This window comes from Methanocalculus pumilus, from assembly GCF_055382585.1.
The window spans coordinates 1807756-1823022 of sequence record NZ_AP042393.1 but is presented as its reverse complement, the minus strand read 5'-3'; the positions used below and the strand labels follow the sequence as shown (position 1 = coordinate 1823022).

Below are 15267 nucleotides of genomic sequence, written 5' to 3'. Positions count from 1 at the left end.
ATCATGCCCCTCTTCCCAAGGATCTCAAAGAAGGCCGGGATGCCCCCCGGCTCACTCATTCATATCGGCGAAGAAACGGGTGATCCCATCACCATAACAGTGATGGATTACGATGCAGGAGGCAATGTTACCGAACTGTGTACCCGTGATCCCGCGATCATCAGCAGGTACCGGGATAGCCAGTCGGTCACCTGGATCGATATCAATGGTATCTATGACACGAAGATCATCAGGATGATAGGCGAGATCTTCTCGATCCATCCGCTGACGCTTGAGGATCTGATGAACACCACCCAGCGGCCAAAGTACGAAGAGTACCCCGAATACCTCTTCCTGGTCCAGAGGATGCTCACACGATCAGATGGCGAGATCCGATCCGAACAGGTGAGCCTGATCGTAACAAAAACCTGTGTCCTCTCATTCCAGGAGCGGGTCGGCGATGTCTTCGATCCCATCCGGCAGCGGATCCGAAACAAAGGGAAGATGATCAAATATGGGGCTGATTTCCTCTGCCACTCCCTTATTGATACGATCGTCGATGCATACTTTGAGGTTCTTGAATCATTTGGCGAAGATATCGAGGTGCTTGAAGATACCCTTATCCAGAACCCTGGTCCCGATACCGTCGTCTCGATCCGCCGCCTCAAACGTGATCTAATCGCCCTTAGAAAAGCGGTCTGGCCACTCAGGGAAGCCCTCTCCTCACTTGAGAGATCCGATACCCCGCTCATCTCGGATCAAACCGGGATCTACTTCCGCGATATCTATGATCACACGATCCAGGTGATTGATGCTGTTGAGACCCAGCGTGATCTCACCGGAGGCATGCTCGATCTCTACCTCTCCACCATCTCCTTCAAGATGAACGAAGTGATGAAGGTGCTCACCATCATCGCGACGATCTTCATCCCGCTCACCTTCATTGCAGGAATTTACGGGATGAACTTTGCATACATGCCTGAGCTTGACTGGGAGATCGGGTACCCGGCAACCCTTCTCCTGATGCTCTGTCTCTCTCTTCTGATGCTCGGCTATTTCAGGAAGAAACGCTGGATATAGGAGAGGAGATCTCTTCTCTTCCTCTTTTCGGCCCCTGCATCCTCACGGAAGAACGCAGTTCCGGAAACCACCTTTGGATGGAAAACCGCCCGCCTCTTCCGGGGTGTTTGAAGCACGTCTTCAACCTCAGCGACAAGGGCAAGGAGATCTGGCCTGACAATAACCTCCCCGCCTGCTGCAAAGAGGGGGGAGAGTCCCTGTGGCGGAGGAGTAGGAGTGATATAGAGGAACTGCACCGTACGTCCTTTGGCGAGAGCAGAGAGAAGCGCTCTCTTCTTCTCCACCTCCCCGAAAAACGCAGATGCAGAAGGGTGGGAGATTGTTGCTTCAGCAAAGAATACCACCCCACAATCATCTTCAAAGAGGAGATCGACTTCAGCGGCAATCGCACCATCTGCGCAGATCCGGAGCCCGCCATCCCGTGAGTACCAGATCCCTTTTTTTGATCCGCCATAGTCACCAACATCAGCTCCCCACGCAGCGATTCTTTCGATACACCGGCTTTTGTCTCCCGCTTTTCTGAGGAGTTCATAGGCTGCCGCCTCAAAGAACCTCCCCTGAGCCCGCCTGCGTGTTTCATGATCGGGTGAGAGCAGCGCGTCCCGCATCGAAAGCGGAAGGTGCCGGAGTGCACGAAGCGCCTCTTCCCTGTCCATTCCTGTCTCTCTCAGCAGGCAGATGGCATCCATGGAAAAAGAGTTCACCTGTGGGTGAAGTAGGCAGTGATCGAGTTCTTCTCCACAGAATCGATCCGGACAAAACCAACCCGCTCGAACTGGATGGTTCTGCCTGCAAAGTCTGCCGCCTCAGCCTCGGCAAATCCTTCAAGAACTCCTTCCGGAGTGAGGATGCGGCAGGGAACTGCCGCTTCCGGCGGGAGCCACTGGATGATTGGGGCTTTCGCAGCCCTCGCATCGGCAAGCGAATCCCCGGCATACTCAGCATTTTGATCGCCGGTGATCCTGATATTGAAGAGATCCTTTAACCTGATCATCCCGCCACCATCTTTTATCTCGGATGCAGGGATGAGCACCTCTCCCGTGAAGTGAAGCTTCCGCAATCCCCGTTCCTCATCACCCGGATAGCGGGGTGCCTCAGCAATCTGGTTTGGGGCTCCTTCAACCCGGAGAGATACCGGCTCAGGAACGAAGAAGTAGCGGTTCGATTCCTTGTCGATAATGTCGCGGTTCTTTGCAAAGAGGTTATCCCATGAGAACGAGATATCGGTCTCCCCGATCCCGATCTCGGTGATCACAGCACGCACCGCTTCAGGACGGATTCCGCGGCGTGCGAGAGCACGGAGCGTTCCAAGCCGGATATCATCCCATCCCGAGTAGATTCCCTCACTGATTCCCTGATGCATCGATGAGGTCGAAAGGACAAGCCCTTCGATGGACATCCGCCCATAATGGAGATAGTGTGGTGGTTTCCACCCGAAATAATCAAAGATATACCGTTGCCGCCGGGTATTGGCAATATGATCCTTTCCCCGGATCACATGAGTCATCCCGAGGAGATGGTCGTCTATTGCCACTGAGAAGTTCATCAGGGGGTAGACGGTTGCATCGACACGGGGATGGATGGTGCTGTTTACGATCCGCATCGCCGAGAAGTCCCTGATCGCCGGATCGGGGTGGTCGATCTCGGTCTTGATCCGGACTGTTGCCTGCCCCTCGACGAAGGTACCATCGAACATCTGCCCGAAGCGGAGAAGATTCTCTTCAGGTGTAAGGGTGCGGCATGGGCATGCTTTCTTCTCAATCTTCAGCTCGCGGAACCGCTCAGCCTCACAGGTGCATACATAGGCCCCCCCGAGCTCGATCAGCTGTCGGGCATACTCATAGTAGATATCGAGCCGGTCACTCTGGTATATGATATCCGATATTCCAATTCCAAGCCATTCAAGATCTTCTCTTACCATCTGGTAGGCATCGGGATCAACCCTCTTTGGATCGGTATCTTCGATCCGGTAGATATACTTCCCGCCATATCGGCGGATATAGGCATCATTTAAGATGGATGCACGGGCATGACCGAGATGGAGTGGGCCTGAAGGGTTTGGTGCAAATCGCATCACCACCCCGCCATCGGCATCAGGGAGCGGGGGGAGTTCGGTGGACCGCTCCTTCTTCTGGTGCATCGAGGCGATAAGATCGGGTGCAAGAGCAAGCAGCTTCGCCTCCCGCTCCTCGGGGGAGAGTGCTTCGACATCGGCAAGCACCGACTGAATAATTCCGTTCAGTTCCTGTGCCCTGCTCCTGAGTTCGGGATGCGATCCGAGGACAGCCCCGATCACAGCCCCGGCCCGCGGAACACTCTTATGCTTTACTGCATTCTGGAGTGCATACTCTTCGAGGATCCGGCGGATCTCTCCGTCCATCTCAGAACCCCCGGGTCACGAAGAAATCGACCATCTCGATGATCAGCTGTTTCTCTTCGGACTCGGGAAGGACTGATAATCCTGCTTTTGCTTTATGAACAAGATCAAGAGCGATCTGCCGGACCTCATCAATGACACCTGCTGCCTCAAGCTCCTTGATGACACGATCGATCTCATCATCAGTGAGACTCCTCTTGTACGGAGCAAGTTCGATCCCCTTCTCCGCTGCAACGATTGCGATCAGGGTCTTCTTCCCGGCCCTGAGATCAGATGCCCGATCTTTCCCGCTTGCATCCTTTGGTGTCAGGAGATCGATCAGATCGTCCTGGATCTGGAATGCGATCCCGGTCGTCATGCCAAGGTTATGAAGCGCTTCGGCCTGCTGTGGTGAACCTCCGCCGAGGATTGCTCCGATCCCGGCAGCAGCTGCATACAATGCTCCGGTCTTCTTCCTGACCATATCCAGGTACTCAACGCGTGTGACCTCATCCTGCATCTCAAATGCCATATCATCAGACTGGCCGCTGCAGATCTCTTCGCATGCTTTGGCAAGCATCGAGATAGCACGCACCTTTGCAGCCGGTTCTGCCTCTGCCTTACAGATCAGTTCAAATGCACGTGCATAGAGGACATCGCCTGCCAGAATTGCTGTTGCTTCATCCCATACCGTGTGTACCGTTGGAACACCCCGGCGGAATGAGTCATTGTCCATGATGTCGTCATGGACGAGTGTGAAGGTATGAGTCAGCTCAAGTGCGAGTGCAGCAGGGAAGATCCGATCTGATGATCTCTTCTGCACAGCTTCGGCTGCGAGCATCACCATTGCAGGCCTGAGCCGTTTTCCCCCTGCAAGAAGGAGATGGGCGCTTGCCTTATCCAGTCTTCCGGGTGCATCCCCGAAGTACCTGAATAAGGACTTGTCTACGAGACTCTCAACTGATTTAAGGTATTCCTGTAGATCCATTCTTTTCTCCTCGGATTATTTGTGGACCAGAAGTCGCTGGCCATTCGTCATCAGGTGGACATCCTTCTGGAGTGTGTACCCGAGTTCTGATGCAAACTCTGCATATGCGGCAGTCATCTCGAGACCTCCGTGTGAGGGAATGATATGCTGGGGGTTGAGCATATGAATGAAATCATAATGATCCTCCCGGTATGCATGTCCGGTGACATGGAGCTCGTCAAAGATCCGTGCCCCGGTCATCCTGAGCCGTGTCTCGGTGAGGTACCGCTGCCCGTAGTTCATCGGGTTTGGTATCACTTTTGCTGAGAAGAGGACTTTATCCCCCTTTTCCAGACGGTACGGCGTGTCTCCTGCACCAATCCGGGTAAGAACCGATCCCGGCTCACCCTGGTGGCCGGTGATGATCGGCATGAACTTCTCCTTCCCTTCCTTCATCATTCTCCTGAATATGCGGTCAACCGTCCTCCTGTTTCCAAAGACGGAGGTGGATCGTGGGAATGCAACCAGTTTCATCTGTTCGGCAGTCGTTGAGTACCGCTCCATCGAACGGCCAAGAAGAACAGGTTTTCTTCCGATCTCGTGGGCGCACTCGGTGAGTGTCTTCAGTCTGGCAATATGGGAGGAGAAGGTGGTGACCAGGATCGCATTTTTATCATCCTCAAAACTGGTGATCACATCGCGTACAAGATCGCGGGCGATCCGCTCGCTTGGTGCCCTTCCCTTTGAGGTGATGTTGACGCATTCGGTGATGAGAAGGAGGACGCCCTCCTTTCCGATCTGGGTGAGACGGGCAAAGTCCGGCGGCTCCCCGATGACCGGTGTTCTGTCGAGCTTGAAGTCATTTGCATAGATGACCGCACCATGGGGTGTGTGGAGCACCGCCATCACAGCATCAATGATCGAGTGCTGTGTCCGGACAAACTCCAGTGTCAGGTTCTGTGATATGGTGTACCTGCCGCCTGACTTCAGGGCAAAGAGCTTGTTGTTCACACCAAATTTCTGCTCTCCTGCAATCTGCTGCCGTATCAGCTCGGTGGTGTACGGTGTTGAGATGATCGGGGCATTGTACCGGTGTGCAAGCTTTGGAAGTGCACCGATATGGTCAAGATGCCCGTGTGTGCAGACGATAGCCTTGACTGTTCCCTCGATCCCGTTCATCACAGTATCATCAGGGATTGCTTTCATCTGGATCAGGTCAAGAGAATGCATATTCTCAACTTCGGCATCCTCGTGGATCATGATCCGGTCAAGGCGCAGGCCCATATCAAAGATGACAATATCCTTACCGCAACGAACTGCGGTCATATTCCGACCGACTTCTTCGTATCCGCCGACGGTAATTACTTCTATCTCCATAAATTGTACCTCTAATCGTATTTCTGTATCATTGTGCGAGTCTCTCCGGTGATATAGGTCCGGACTCTCCGCATCTCGCGTACTGTCCGTGCCCCCGAGAGGAACATCGCTGCTTTCAGTTGTCTGTGGATATGGTCGATGGCAGCTGCGAGTGCAGAATCACTCTCCATCGCGGGTGCAAGGAGCGGGAGTGCCATCCCTGCCATATCAGCTCCGAGTGCGAGGGCCTTTGCAATATCAACGCCACTTCTGACGCCGCCGGTTGCAATAACCGGCCCTCCGGTCTCTCTGACTTCGATCAGGCTAACCACCGTTGGTATACCCCAATCAATGAAGTCATCACCGAGACGGGTGAGTCTGGGATCGTTCATCTCCCTCTCCCGTATTCCTTCTATTTTTGCCCAGGAAGTTCCCCCGTGGCCGCCGATATCGATCGCCTTCACGCGAGCATTCCAGAGAAGGCGTGCGGTTTCACGCGAGATACCTGATCCAGTCTCTTTGACGATCACCGGGACAGATGCATCGGAGCAGAGCTCTTCGATTGCATCGAGACACCCGGCCGCATCACGATCCCCTTCCGGCTGAATTGCCTCCTGAAGAAAATTCAGGTGGATTGCAATTGCATCAGCATCGATCATGGAGATGGCCTGCTCTGCCCATCCGGTTCCCTGTTCACGAAGCTGGACAGCCCCGATATTGGCTGCAATGAATGCTGTTGGCGCCTCTTCACGGACAACCCTGAATGAACCGGCAAGATCTGGTCGTTCAAGTGCCGCACGCTGGGAGCCGACCCCGATGGCACACCCATACTTTTCCGCTGCCCGTGCCAGGCGGCGGTTAACCTCTGTTGTGCCGGGATGGCCACCCGTCATTGCAGCAATGAAGAGGGGGGAAGAGAGAGAATGTCCAAGGAACTGACACGAGAGATCGATTCCATCTATATCGCATTCCGGAAGGGCGGCATGGACGATCCGTATATCAGAAAACCCACTTGATCCTGCCTCGATATCTTCTTCACTGCAAATCCTGAGGTGATCGAGCTTCCGTGATGTGGTGGTTTCATTCCGGATCATACATCTGCCCTCATAATGGTGGTCCCTCCATGTTCTTCTCCTGCAAGAAATGCTCCGAGGCGGTCAACATGGAATATTGAAGAGATGATCCCCGCATCTGCGAGGATGAGGAGTTCCTCCACCTTCCCCCGCATCCCGCCGGTGACATCGGTCTTATGTGAATTGCCAAGATCAATTCCGTTCAAAGTACCGCGGCTGATCGTCCTGACAACACTCCCGCCCGAGAGGACACCGGGAACATCTGTTGCAAGACCGACACGGCAGGGTGCCACACCTTCTGCTATCCTGAGCACAAGCTGGTCTCCTGAAACAATGCATGCCCCCTGTGCCCGGTCCATCACCACATCGCCATGCAGCACCGGAACGAGCCCGAGTTCTGCCATCTTTGCCAGGTGTCCTGTCTCAAAAGAGATAAGCCTGCCGTTCTCGGCGAGTGATCCGGAGAGTGGATGGACGCCGATCGCATCGAGTCCGGCATCCCGCAGGACCGATACTACTGTGGCATTCAGGCCTGCTACCGCCCGGTGGGTCTCTCCGATACCTATCGCATTTGTCTGCCCGACTCCACCCTGAATTCCATATTTTTTTGCTTCGGGATGGCCGCATGAGCCTGCGCCATGAATGAGTATGAGCGGATGGTCGTGATGAGATGCGATCGTCTCCGCTATCGCGGTGAGCCGGGTATGGTCGATCACACCGGCACTCTGCTTCTCGGTGATTACAGATCCGCCGAGTTTGAGTACAAGCATATTATTCATCTTTCTCTTTCCGTACACCCTGGGTATCGATGCTGGTGATGATTGCACGGGCATCACATGCCTCGATAGCACCGGCGACCCTGGTCTTGGCACTCTTTGAACAGAGTGCGAACATGCATCCGCCACCGCCAGCACCGGTCATTTTTGCACCGAGTGCACCGGCTGCCCGTGCAGCAAGGACAAGACGGGAGAGTTGCGGATGGCCGACTCCGAGTGCCTCAAGAAGCGCATGATTCATATTCATCAGGTTACCAAGCTCACGCGGGTTATTGAAATGGTGCATCGAACATTTTGTTACAGCAGCAATTGCATCGATGATCGGATCGGCGATCTGCGGCCGGGTCTTCTTCAGTTCTGCAACCCGTGCCACCATCCCTGAGGTGCTGTGGTGGGTGAGGCTGTTTCCGATAACGAGCTGGATCTGCGGCGGGGGGAGCCTCCGTTTTGTGTTGCCGGTGATGAGCACCATGCCCCCGACTGTTGAGACATAGGTGTCTGTTGCACTCGCCCGCCCGTTCTGGACATTCTTCTCGACTGTGTGGGCGATCAGGGCAAGTTCGTCCGGGCTTTTTCCGATATCAAATTCATCGTTGATAGCAAAAAGGGTGGCAACCGTCACAGCGGCAGATGAGCCAAGCCCGGAAGAGCTTGGAAGCTGGGACCTGACATACACCGAACCCGAAACACCCATCTGCCTGAAACATTCGGCTATATAGGTGGAGTTTGGTTTCTTCTGCCGTTTCGCCTTCCTGACTGTAACCATGACACGGGGCTTGATCGCCATTGCGATCCCGGGTTTCCCATAGACGACCGCGTGTTCACCAAAGAGGAAGACTTTACCTGGCGCGCTCCATGTTGCCAACCTATACCACCGCAATGGCTGCGTAACCAACGACTTCAGGATCCCCGGTCACATCGCCGCTTGTCATATATGAGAGGAGCATACCTTTCTCGGCACCGAGATCGGAAGTGGCACGGATCATCGTGGCAATGGGGCCGTAGCCACATGCTGATATGCCGAGCTTTATGATACGCTCGTAGAGTTCATCGCTGTCGAGTGAAAGGATTGCTTCGATTGCCTTTGAATCGAGTTTTTCAGCCTCGCTTCGTGGGATATAATGTGAAAAATCACTTGATGCGACGATGATTGCTTCTTTTTTCGTTGTCTGAAGTGCCGAGAGTATCCGACCAGATAGTCTTTCTGCCTCTTCCGGAGACTGATCGCCCATCAGGATCGGGGTGATTCTGGCACGTGGAAACCGGTATTTTATGAATGGCATCTGTGTCTCGAGCGAGTTCTCGTCTTCCTGGTGAGCATCCTCATCAACCGGGATTTCAAGTGCCAGAGAGAGCCTCTCATCATTGGTGATGATCCCAAGTGGCGTCTCCCATGGCCGTGTGGAGACACAGGTGCGGTATCCGCGATGACTTGGGCCGATGACAATGAAGGTTCCGGAAAAACCCGGATCGATGCACCCATAACCACGGGCTGCTACAGCACCTGAATATGGATACCCGGCATGAGGTACAACAATGCCAAGGGGATGAAGCCGGTCTGTTTTCGTCTTAAAGAACATCTCGAGCACCTGTTCAAGGTGCCCGGGCTCTTTCGGATAAAACATCCCTGCCATTCTACAGTTACGGATCTCCATAGGTCTCCCCCACCTCATCTGGCAGTTGTTCTTCAGACTATTTAAATATCGGTCTCAAAGTCTTCCGGGGTGAGCGATGTTGTGACACCGCGAATCCTGAGCATCTCCTTTGCAAGGAGATAGTAGATCATGGAGAGAGCTTTTCTGCCTTTATTGTTTGTTGGAATGACGAGATCGATATTCCGCAGGCTGTTGTTTGTATCACAGAGGGCGATTGTCGGAATCCCGCTCTGAACTGCTTCACGAACCACCTGTGCATCACCGATCGGGTCAGTGACAATAACGACATCCGGTTCGATATACTTGTTCAGCGTGGTCTCGTTTAAGGCCGGGTTTGTCAGCATTCCGGGAATAAATCGTCCGGTTGAGGCCATTGCGCCGATTACCTCAGCGAATTTGCGTGCAGGATACTGGCCGTACTGTCGTGAGGTAACTACCAGGATCTTTGGTGCTTCAAACCTGGAGAGGAATGTTGCTGCCTGTTTGATCCGCTCATCTGTCTTTCTGATGTCAATGATGTAGAGTCCGTCTCCACGAACCCGGTAGATGAAGTTCATCATCTCATTGCTCTTCTGCTGTGTCCCAATGTGAACGCCTGCTGCAAGGTACTCCTCAACCGGTACAAGAGGTTCGTTCAGTTCGATATCAAGTTCATTCTCGCTCATTCAAAATTCTCCGAAATACGTATTAATTCATTCAGTTTCGCTATTCGTTCGCCTCCAACGATGCCGCATTTCAGGTAGATGCACCCGAATGCAACAGCGAGGTGGGCGATGGTTTCATCTGTCGTCTCTCCTGACCGATGGCTCATCACCGTCTCCAGGCCAAACCGCTCTGCAAGGTGGACTGCCTCGAAGGTATCGGTGAGTGTTCCAATCTGGTTTGGCTTGATTAAAACGGCACTGGCAGATCCAATTTCGATGCCGTTCTGGATTCGCTCAGGATTTGTGACGAAGAGATCATCTCCGCAGATGAGGCAGTTGTCATTAACCTGGTCTGTGAGGGTGGAGAACCCTTCAAAATCCTCCTCGTGGAGTGGATCTTCGACATATACAAGACCGTATTCATCGACGAGATCAGCGATATAGGCGATCTGATCCTCGGTGGTCCGGCTCCGTTCACGGTAGATGTACCGCTCCCCGTCCCAGAGTTCGGTCGCCGCAACATCAAGGCCGATGGCAACGGTAACGCCGGTCTCATCGCAGACGGTGTCGATGGCTGAGCCTATCAGGTCAAGAGCTTCCGTGTCGCTGATCTGTGGCGCCCAGGCCCCTTCATCACCTTTCCCACAGGTGATCCCCTGTGCAGTCAGGAGTTTTTTGACCTCCTTGTGGACGAGGGCATTCGTGAAGACGGCTTCTTTTGTGGAGGATGCCCCGATCGGAATGACCAGAAATTCCTGAATCTCAGTTGCACCTGATGCGTGTGCCCCGCCACCGATGACATTACCAAGCGGAAGTGGTGCATCTTCGGCAAAGACTCCGCCGAGATACGTGAAGAGTTCCATGCCATATGCCGATGCAGCCGCCTTTGCATTTGCAAGAGAGAGCGCAACGGCGATATTTGCACCGATTGATCCAAAGTTGCCTGTTCCGTCACATTCGCGGAGAATACGATCGAAGTTCCTCTGGTCATGGGAGTCAAGGCCGATCAGCTCGGGGATGACGGTGGTGTATGCGAAAGGAATCGCCTCTTCAGGCGGCCGTACAACAGCCTCATGGGTTCCGGTACTTGCGCCGCTTGGAGCAGCTGCACGACCAAATCCCCCTTCCACCCATATATCAGCCTCAATAGTCGGGTTTCCCCGGCTGTCGAGGATGCTTCTGAGTGTGACTGCTTCTATTGCCGTCATGTCACCACGACTTCCCTCTCCCCGAAATGGCGCTTGACGGTGATGGGAATAAGTCCCTGCTCAAACTCCTCAAGTGCAATCTCCAGGGGATCAATGCGTCCTGTTCTCACAAGAACCGGGGCTCCCATCGATATCTGGAGAGCTCGTGCTCCTATGATCCTGGCTCGCTCATATCGAGTGTAGGATATCATGATAATCATCCTTAAAATTTTTTTAAACAGAAATGGGGTCGCTGAGATTCGAACTCAGGTCACTGCGTCCCGAACGCAATAGGATAGTCCAGGCTACCCCACGACCCCCCCCCCTTACTGGTAGGGATACAGCTCATTAATAATCTCCTTATGCGAGAGGAGCATCCTTCTGCAACAGTAACGTTCCAAACCGAGGGAATCGAGGATCTCTTTAGGATCCTCGCCTGCTGCTTTTCGCTCTTTAAACTCATCCCATGCCGTGGAAATGACTTTTCCACAGGTGAAACATCGTACAGGTATCATTGTCCCCGATTCCTTATTAGTCTGCTTATATTTAACGGTACGACTTCTGGAATCTCTTCCTTGCACCGCGTCCATGAGGTTTCTTCGCTTCTTTCTGGCGTGAATCATTCACAAGAAGGGTCCTGTCATATGCAAGGTACACCTCTTTGATCGCCGGATCGTTTGTCCAGCCGAGGATGCCACGGCCAAGTGCCGTTCTGATCGCTTCTGCCTGTCCGATGATTCCTCCGCCGGATACATCGATATCGATATCGATTGTATCTGCTACACCTGGTGCAAGGACGAGTGCTTCTGCGATCTTCATCCTGATCAGTTCAGATCCATATACTTCGAGAGGAACCGAGTTGATTCTGATCCTGCCTTTACCTTCACGTAGGGTGGCGCGAGCGACCGCAGTCTTTCTCTTTCCGCTTGTATTGATAATCTTTGTCAATTCAATCCCTCTGCTTAGAATTTAGCTCCAAGGTTCTGGCTTATGGTCTGAAGCGTAACGTACCTTGGCTTGCTCAACCTGTTCCGGTGTGCTTCCTCAAGCACTTCCATCTCCATCCCGGCAAACTCTTCAGGAACTCCGACATAGGCTTTGACTCTCCGGAATGCCTCTGCACCAGGACCTGTCTTGTATCCAATCATTCCGCGGATTGACCGCTTCATGATGTCGTCCGGGCGGCGTGGGAAGAACGGTCCGCCCTCAACAGATCCGCGAACCCTTCGCTGATGGTATTTCTGGAGGATCTCGGCTCTGCTTCCTGAGAGGATCGCCTTCTCGGCATTGACAATAGCGATCTCCTCGCCATTGCGTGCCCGCTTTGCGACGATGCTCGCAAGCCTTCCGAGGAGGAGATTTTCTGCATTGATGATCGTTACCATTGCTCTTCACCTCAGTATCCGGACATGGCTTCCTTGTGGATTTGCCGATACCAGTTCTTCAATCGTCATACAATCGCCGCTCGCCTGTGTGATCTTTTCACGGGCTGAATCGGAGAAGTTTAATGCTGCTACTCTCACCGAATGTTCAAGCACTCCGCTTCCAAGCACCTTGCCGGGGACGAGGATGATCTCGCCCTCCTGTGCATAGCGGTTGATCTTGCCGATGTTGACCTCAGCATAGTTATTGCTGGACGTGTCGAGCCTCTTTGCAATCTCACGCCAGATCTGTGCCTCATTCTCATGGGATACACTCCTGAGCATCCTGATGAGATTTGTCAGGCGCGGGTTAGTCTTGCCCGTTCTCTTCATCTACTGTCCCTCCATTGATATTTCATGTAAAGATTCTATGAGTTCATCAGAGCGTTTTCTGATATATCGGATCCCCTCTTCAACGATCTGCTGTGCCGGAAGCGATCCGTCACTCTCGACTGTAAAGAGGTATGTTGTCTTGTCTGCTTTGACGTGGATGGCCGACTCATCTCCGATACCGGTTCCGATGCATGCCTTCTCGCAGAGCTTGCAGAGTGAGCATACCTCTAATCTCCCGTCAACGACACGAACTGTCTGTCCTTTGACTTCAAGAACGGCTCGCGGACACTCTTCGACACACATCCCGCACCCGTCACACTGGTCTGTTACCTCGATCACAGGATATTGTTTGTATCCGCATGCAACGGTCGCCTGCCATTTTGCATGCTCTGTTCCGGTGTTCAGATATGCGACCGCCTCGATGACAAGTTTCTGGTCTTTCCAGAGTTTTACGAGAGGAATATTCGTATCGACAGGGACTGTCTCCGGATCCTCTGAGACGAGATCCCCTGAGGTGACTGTTCCTGGCCCCTCAACGGTCAGAGTGAATATGACCCGACATAGCGGGCAGCCGACCCCCTCGCATTTGCATGCATCTTTCCTGACAAATCTGCTTAGATCGGTCTTGATTGGGATCATGCCGATCCGGTGTGCAAGCATCTCGTCAAAGAGGACGCTGGTGTTGTCATAGATCCTGACATCCTCAATAGCGAGTGTTGGAACCTCACCGATCATCGCCCGCCTGAGGGCGTTAGCAGATGCTTCGGAGGCACCGCTCAGGGTAAATCGTACGATTGAGTCATCGACCCTGCCGAATACGATCTCCATCAGACTCTCCTTCCCCGCCTGCCACCGCGAGCCCGGATACTGTCGTGTGAGACCGGGGTGACATCTTCGATCCTGCCAATGCGGATACCGGCACGGGATAGTGCCCGGATCGCTGCCTGTGCTCCAGGTCCCGGACTCCGCTGTTTGCCGCGGCCGGGTGCCCTGACCTTTACATGCAGGCCGACGAACCCTTTGTCCCGGACAGCCTGTGCTACATTGATTGCCATCTGCATCGCTGCATAGGGTGAACTCTCGTTCCGTGCCTGCTTCACGACCATGCCGCCACTGCTCTTGCAGATAGTCTCTGCACCGGAGAGATCGGTCACGGTGATGATCGTGTTGTTAAAGGATGCATAGATATGGGCAATACCCCATTTATCGTTCTCAGCTGCCATCTTCAGACCCTCACATTATTGATACGGCCCCGCTCGGGGTTGCTCTCCTTTGCAAGCGAAGATGTTCCATAATAGCTGATCTGATCCTCTTCGGCTCGTGGAACCATGTATCCTGGAATTGACATTCGCCTGCCGTTGATTGCGATGTGGCCATGGTTGATCAGCTGGCGGGCCTGTTTTGGTGAGCGGGCAAGTCCTTTCCTGTAGACGATCGTCTGGAGACGGCGTTCAAGGATATGGCTGACTTTCAGTGAGAGCACATCGTCGATGGTGGCTCCTGCACCGACAAGGGCATATCTCTGGAGATGCTGGAGCAGCTCTTCGCGGCGTGCCTCAACCTGTGCCTCGTCAATACCGCCGGAGCTCATTGCGAGAATGTCCCTCGCACCCTGCCTGTGGCGACGGAGGATATGGGTTGCCTTCCAGATCTCCTTTTTGTTCCTGAGTCCAAACGTGATTGCAATATTCCGCTCGTCTTCAATCCGCGCCTTTTCAAAACGGCGTTTTGGAGACTGGTACTGCTTGTGGTTCTTTCCTGGATATCCCATATGTACTCACCCCTCACTTCTTCTTCTTGGATACGCCGACCGTTGTTCCGGTTCTTCCGGTTGCTTTGGTCCGCTGTCCACGTACCTTCTGGCCGGTCTCATGCCTGATGCCCCGGTAACAGCGCATCTTCTTCATGATATTGATATCCTCCTCAAGGGTGAGGGAGACATCGACACCGAGGAGGTGACGGGGTTGTCCGGTATAGAGATCTTTTGGTCTGTTCATCATCCAGGTCGGGACTGTCTCTACGTACTCGTCCACAGCAGCGCGGATCCGGTCAACCTCTTCATCAGAGAGCTTACCCATCAGATCGTGGGTATTGACGCCGGCCTTGCGTGCCAGAACGAGCGCGGTGTGGATTCCCACGCCCTTGATGCCCGTCAGTGAGATCTGTACCTGCTTGGTGCCGTCGAGATCGGTATTACTGACGCGTACGAAGTAATTCAGTTCGGATTCTTCCATGTTTTCTTCCTCTTATTCTCCTTGGAGCGCTGAGGGAGGGATTTGAACCCTCGAGTCCCAGGGGGACACAGGTTTAGCAAACCTGCGCCATACCAGGCTTGGCTACCTCAACAGAGTCATTTCGCATCTTTCGACACTCGCAGTGCGTGAATAGACACCGCTCCATAAAGTGAGTGCTCTATACTATTGGAAGAAAAGGGTATTAA

Annotated in this window: 20 protein-coding genes and 2 tRNA genes; 1 reads left to right on the top strand and 21 read right to left on the bottom strand. The window is 53.5% G+C overall.

Annotated features, from left to right (window positions below):
* The first annotated feature begins 3 nt into the window (after positions 1-3).
* Entirely contained in the window at positions 4-1059 is a 1056-nt protein-coding gene (gene corA / locus ACZ44I_RS09655) for a magnesium/cobalt transporter CorA (RefSeq protein WP_464550430.1), read from the top strand.
* Here the strand turns inward: corA and ACZ44I_RS09650 are convergent.
* The 21 genes from ACZ44I_RS09650 to ACZ44I_RS09550 form a co-directional block, all read right to left on the bottom strand.
* Entirely contained in the window at positions 1032-1748 is a 717-nt protein-coding gene (locus tag ACZ44I_RS09650; RefSeq protein ID WP_464550432.1) for a hypothetical protein, read from the bottom strand. The genes corA and ACZ44I_RS09650 overlap by 28 nt on opposite strands.
* A gap of 11 nt (positions 1749-1759) precedes the next feature.
* Complete coding sequence (locus ACZ44I_RS09645) at positions 1760-3439, bottom strand: glutamate--tRNA ligase (protein WP_464550434.1); 1680 nt, start codon at positions 3437-3439, stop codon at positions 1760-1762.
* A gap of 1 nt (position 3440) precedes the next feature.
* The gene (locus tag ACZ44I_RS09640) at positions 3441-4403 is read right to left on the bottom strand and encodes a polyprenyl synthetase family protein (protein WP_464550436.1); all 963 of its coding nucleotides are present in this window, start codon (positions 4401-4403) and stop codon (positions 3441-3443) included.
* Between the two features lie 15 nt (positions 4404-4418).
* Positions 4419-5759: an RNase J family beta-CASP ribonuclease gene (locus ACZ44I_RS09635; protein WP_464550438.1), complete on the bottom strand. Its 1341-nt coding sequence runs from the start codon at positions 5757-5759 to the stop codon at positions 4419-4421.
* An 11-nt stretch (positions 5760-5770) separates the two neighbouring features.
* Positions 5771-6832: a type 2 isopentenyl-diphosphate Delta-isomerase gene (gene fni / locus ACZ44I_RS09630; protein WP_464550440.1), complete on the bottom strand. Its 1062-nt coding sequence runs from the start codon at positions 6830-6832 to the stop codon at positions 5771-5773.
* Positions 6829-7581 (bottom strand): isopentenyl phosphate kinase, encoded by a 753-nt coding sequence (locus ACZ44I_RS09625; protein ID WP_464576504.1) that lies wholly within the window; start codon positions 7579-7581, stop codon positions 6829-6831. Before ACZ44I_RS09625 ends, fni begins: the two co-directional genes overlap by 4 nt.
* Position 7582: 1 nt before the next feature.
* Positions 7583-8452, bottom strand: coding sequence for a mevalonate kinase (mvk, locus tag ACZ44I_RS09620; protein ID WP_464550444.1), 870 nt, complete (start codon positions 8450-8452; stop codon positions 7583-7585).
* 1 nt (position 8453) lies between these two features.
* Entirely contained in the window at positions 8454-9242 is a 789-nt protein-coding gene (gene amrB, locus ACZ44I_RS09615) for an AmmeMemoRadiSam system protein B (RefSeq protein WP_464550446.1), read from the bottom strand.
* A 41-nt stretch (positions 9243-9283) separates the two neighbouring features.
* On the bottom strand, positions 9284-9907 hold the full coding sequence (rpsB, locus tag ACZ44I_RS09610) for a 30S ribosomal protein S2 (RefSeq protein WP_464550448.1): 624 nt from the start codon (positions 9905-9907) through the stop codon (positions 9284-9286).
* A complete protein-coding gene (gene eno, locus ACZ44I_RS09605) occupies positions 9904-11094 on the bottom strand; it encodes a phosphopyruvate hydratase (protein WP_464550450.1) in 1191 nt (396 codons plus the stop codon). The genes rpsB and eno overlap by 4 nt, the downstream gene beginning before the upstream one ends.
* The gene (locus ACZ44I_RS09600; RefSeq protein WP_300333730.1) at positions 11091-11285 is read right to left on the bottom strand and encodes a DNA-directed RNA polymerase subunit K; all 195 of its coding nucleotides are present in this window, start codon (positions 11283-11285) and stop codon (positions 11091-11093) included. Before ACZ44I_RS09600 ends, eno begins: the two co-directional genes overlap by 4 nt.
* 33 nt (positions 11286-11318) lie before the next feature.
* Positions 11319-11393 (bottom strand) — tRNA-Pro (locus tag ACZ44I_RS09595).
* Positions 11394-11399: 6 nt separating this feature from the next.
* Positions 11400-11588 carry a DNA-directed RNA polymerase subunit N gene (locus ACZ44I_RS09590; RefSeq protein ID WP_300333725.1) on the bottom strand — a complete coding sequence of 63 codons (189 nt, stop codon included), beginning with the start codon at positions 11586-11588 and terminating at the stop codon, positions 11400-11402.
* Positions 11589-11619: 31 nt separating this feature from the next.
* Positions 11620-12021: a 30S ribosomal protein S9 gene (locus ACZ44I_RS09585; protein WP_292736990.1), complete on the bottom strand. Its 402-nt coding sequence runs from the start codon at positions 12019-12021 to the stop codon at positions 11620-11622.
* Positions 12022-12035: 14 nt separating this feature from the next.
* Positions 12036-12458 carry a 50S ribosomal protein L13 gene (locus ACZ44I_RS09580; protein WP_464550453.1) on the bottom strand — a complete coding sequence of 141 codons (423 nt, stop codon included), beginning with the start codon at positions 12456-12458 and terminating at the stop codon, positions 12036-12038.
* Positions 12459-12464: 6 nt separating this feature from the next.
* Complete coding sequence (locus ACZ44I_RS09575; protein ID WP_464550455.1) at positions 12465-12827, bottom strand: 50S ribosomal protein L18e; 363 nt, start codon at positions 12825-12827, stop codon at positions 12465-12467.
* The gene (locus ACZ44I_RS09570) at positions 12828-13655 is read right to left on the bottom strand and encodes a DNA-directed RNA polymerase subunit D (protein WP_464550456.1); all 828 of its coding nucleotides are present in this window, start codon (positions 13653-13655) and stop codon (positions 12828-12830) included.
* Positions 13655-14050, bottom strand: coding sequence for a 30S ribosomal protein S11 (locus ACZ44I_RS09565; protein WP_292736998.1), 396 nt, complete (start codon positions 14048-14050; stop codon positions 13655-13657). The genes ACZ44I_RS09570 and ACZ44I_RS09565 overlap by 1 nt, the downstream gene beginning before the upstream one ends.
* Before the next feature lie 2 nt (positions 14051-14052).
* Positions 14053-14598, bottom strand: a complete 546-nt coding sequence (locus tag ACZ44I_RS09560; protein ID WP_464550458.1) for a 30S ribosomal protein S4 — start codon at positions 14596-14598, stop codon at positions 14053-14055.
* A 13-nt stretch (positions 14599-14611) separates the two neighbouring features.
* Positions 14612-15061 (bottom strand): 30S ribosomal protein S13, encoded by a 450-nt coding sequence (locus tag ACZ44I_RS09555; protein ID WP_464550460.1) that lies wholly within the window; start codon positions 15059-15061, stop codon positions 14612-14614.
* 27 nt (positions 15062-15088) lie between these two features.
* Positions 15089-15173 (bottom strand) — tRNA-Ser (locus ACZ44I_RS09550).
* Between the last annotated feature and the right edge of the window lie 94 nt (positions 15174-15267).

Bases quoted from the DNA above. Each gene is read 5' to 3' on its own strand.
- ACZ44I_RS09580 (WP_464550453.1), bottom strand. From the start codon at position 12,458: ATGGTAACGATCATCAATGCAGAAAATCTCCTCCTCGGAAGGCTTGCG.
- ACZ44I_RS09570 (WP_464550456.1), bottom strand. From the start codon at position 13,655: ATGGAGATCGTATTCGGCAGGGTCGATGACTCAATCGTACGATTTACC.
- ACZ44I_RS09575 (WP_464550455.1), bottom strand. From the start codon at position 12,827: ATGAAGAGAACGGGCAAGACTAACCCGCGCCTGACAAATCTCATCAGG.
- ACZ44I_RS09565 (WP_292736998.1), bottom strand. From the start codon at position 14,050: ATGGCAGCTGAGAACGATAAATGGGGTATTGCCCATATCTATGCATCC.
- ACZ44I_RS09635 (WP_464550438.1), bottom strand. From the start codon at position 5,759: ATGGAGATAGAAGTAATTACCGTCGGCGGATACGAAGAAGTCGGTCGG.
- amrB (WP_464550446.1), bottom strand. From the start codon at position 9,242: ATGGAGATCCGTAACTGTAGAATGGCAGGGATGTTTTATCCGAAAGAG.
- eno (WP_464550450.1), bottom strand. From the start codon at position 11,094: ATGACGGCAATAGAAGCAGTCACACTCAGAAGCATCCTCGACAGCCGG.
- ACZ44I_RS09590 (WP_300333725.1), bottom strand. From the start codon at position 11,588: ATGATACCTGTACGATGTTTCACCTGTGGAAAAGTCATTTCCACGGCA.
- corA (WP_464550430.1), top strand. From the start codon at position 4: ATGCCCCTCTTCCCAAGGATCTCAAAGAAGGCCGGGATGCCCCCCGGC.
- ACZ44I_RS09645 (WP_464550434.1), bottom strand. From the start codon at position 3,439: ATGGACGGAGAGATCCGCCGGATCCTCGAAGAGTATGCACTCCAGAAT.
- rpsB (WP_464550448.1), bottom strand. From the start codon at position 9,907: ATGAGCGAGAATGAACTTGATATCGAACTGAACGAACCTCTTGTACCG.
- ACZ44I_RS09640 (WP_464550436.1), bottom strand. From the start codon at position 4,403: ATGGATCTACAGGAATACCTTAAATCAGTTGAGAGTCTCGTAGACAAG.
- fni (WP_464550440.1), bottom strand. From the start codon at position 6,832: ATGATCCGGAATGAAACCACCACATCACGGAAGCTCGATCACCTCAGG.
- ACZ44I_RS09625 (WP_464576504.1), bottom strand. From the start codon at position 7,581: ATGCTTGTACTCAAACTCGGCGGATCTGTAATCACCGAGAAGCAGAGT.
- ACZ44I_RS09650 (WP_464550432.1), bottom strand. From the start codon at position 1,748: ATGGATGCCATCTGCCTGCTGAGAGAGACAGGAATGGACAGGGAAGAG.
- ACZ44I_RS09600 (WP_300333730.1), bottom strand. From the start codon at position 11,285: ATGATATCCTACACTCGATATGAGCGAGCCAGGATCATAGGAGCACGA.
- ACZ44I_RS09560 (WP_464550458.1), bottom strand. From the start codon at position 14,598: ATGGGATATCCAGGAAAGAACCACAAGCAGTACCAGTCTCCAAAACGC.
- ACZ44I_RS09555 (WP_464550460.1), bottom strand. From the start codon at position 15,061: ATGGAAGAATCCGAACTGAATTACTTCGTACGCGTCAGTAATACCGAT.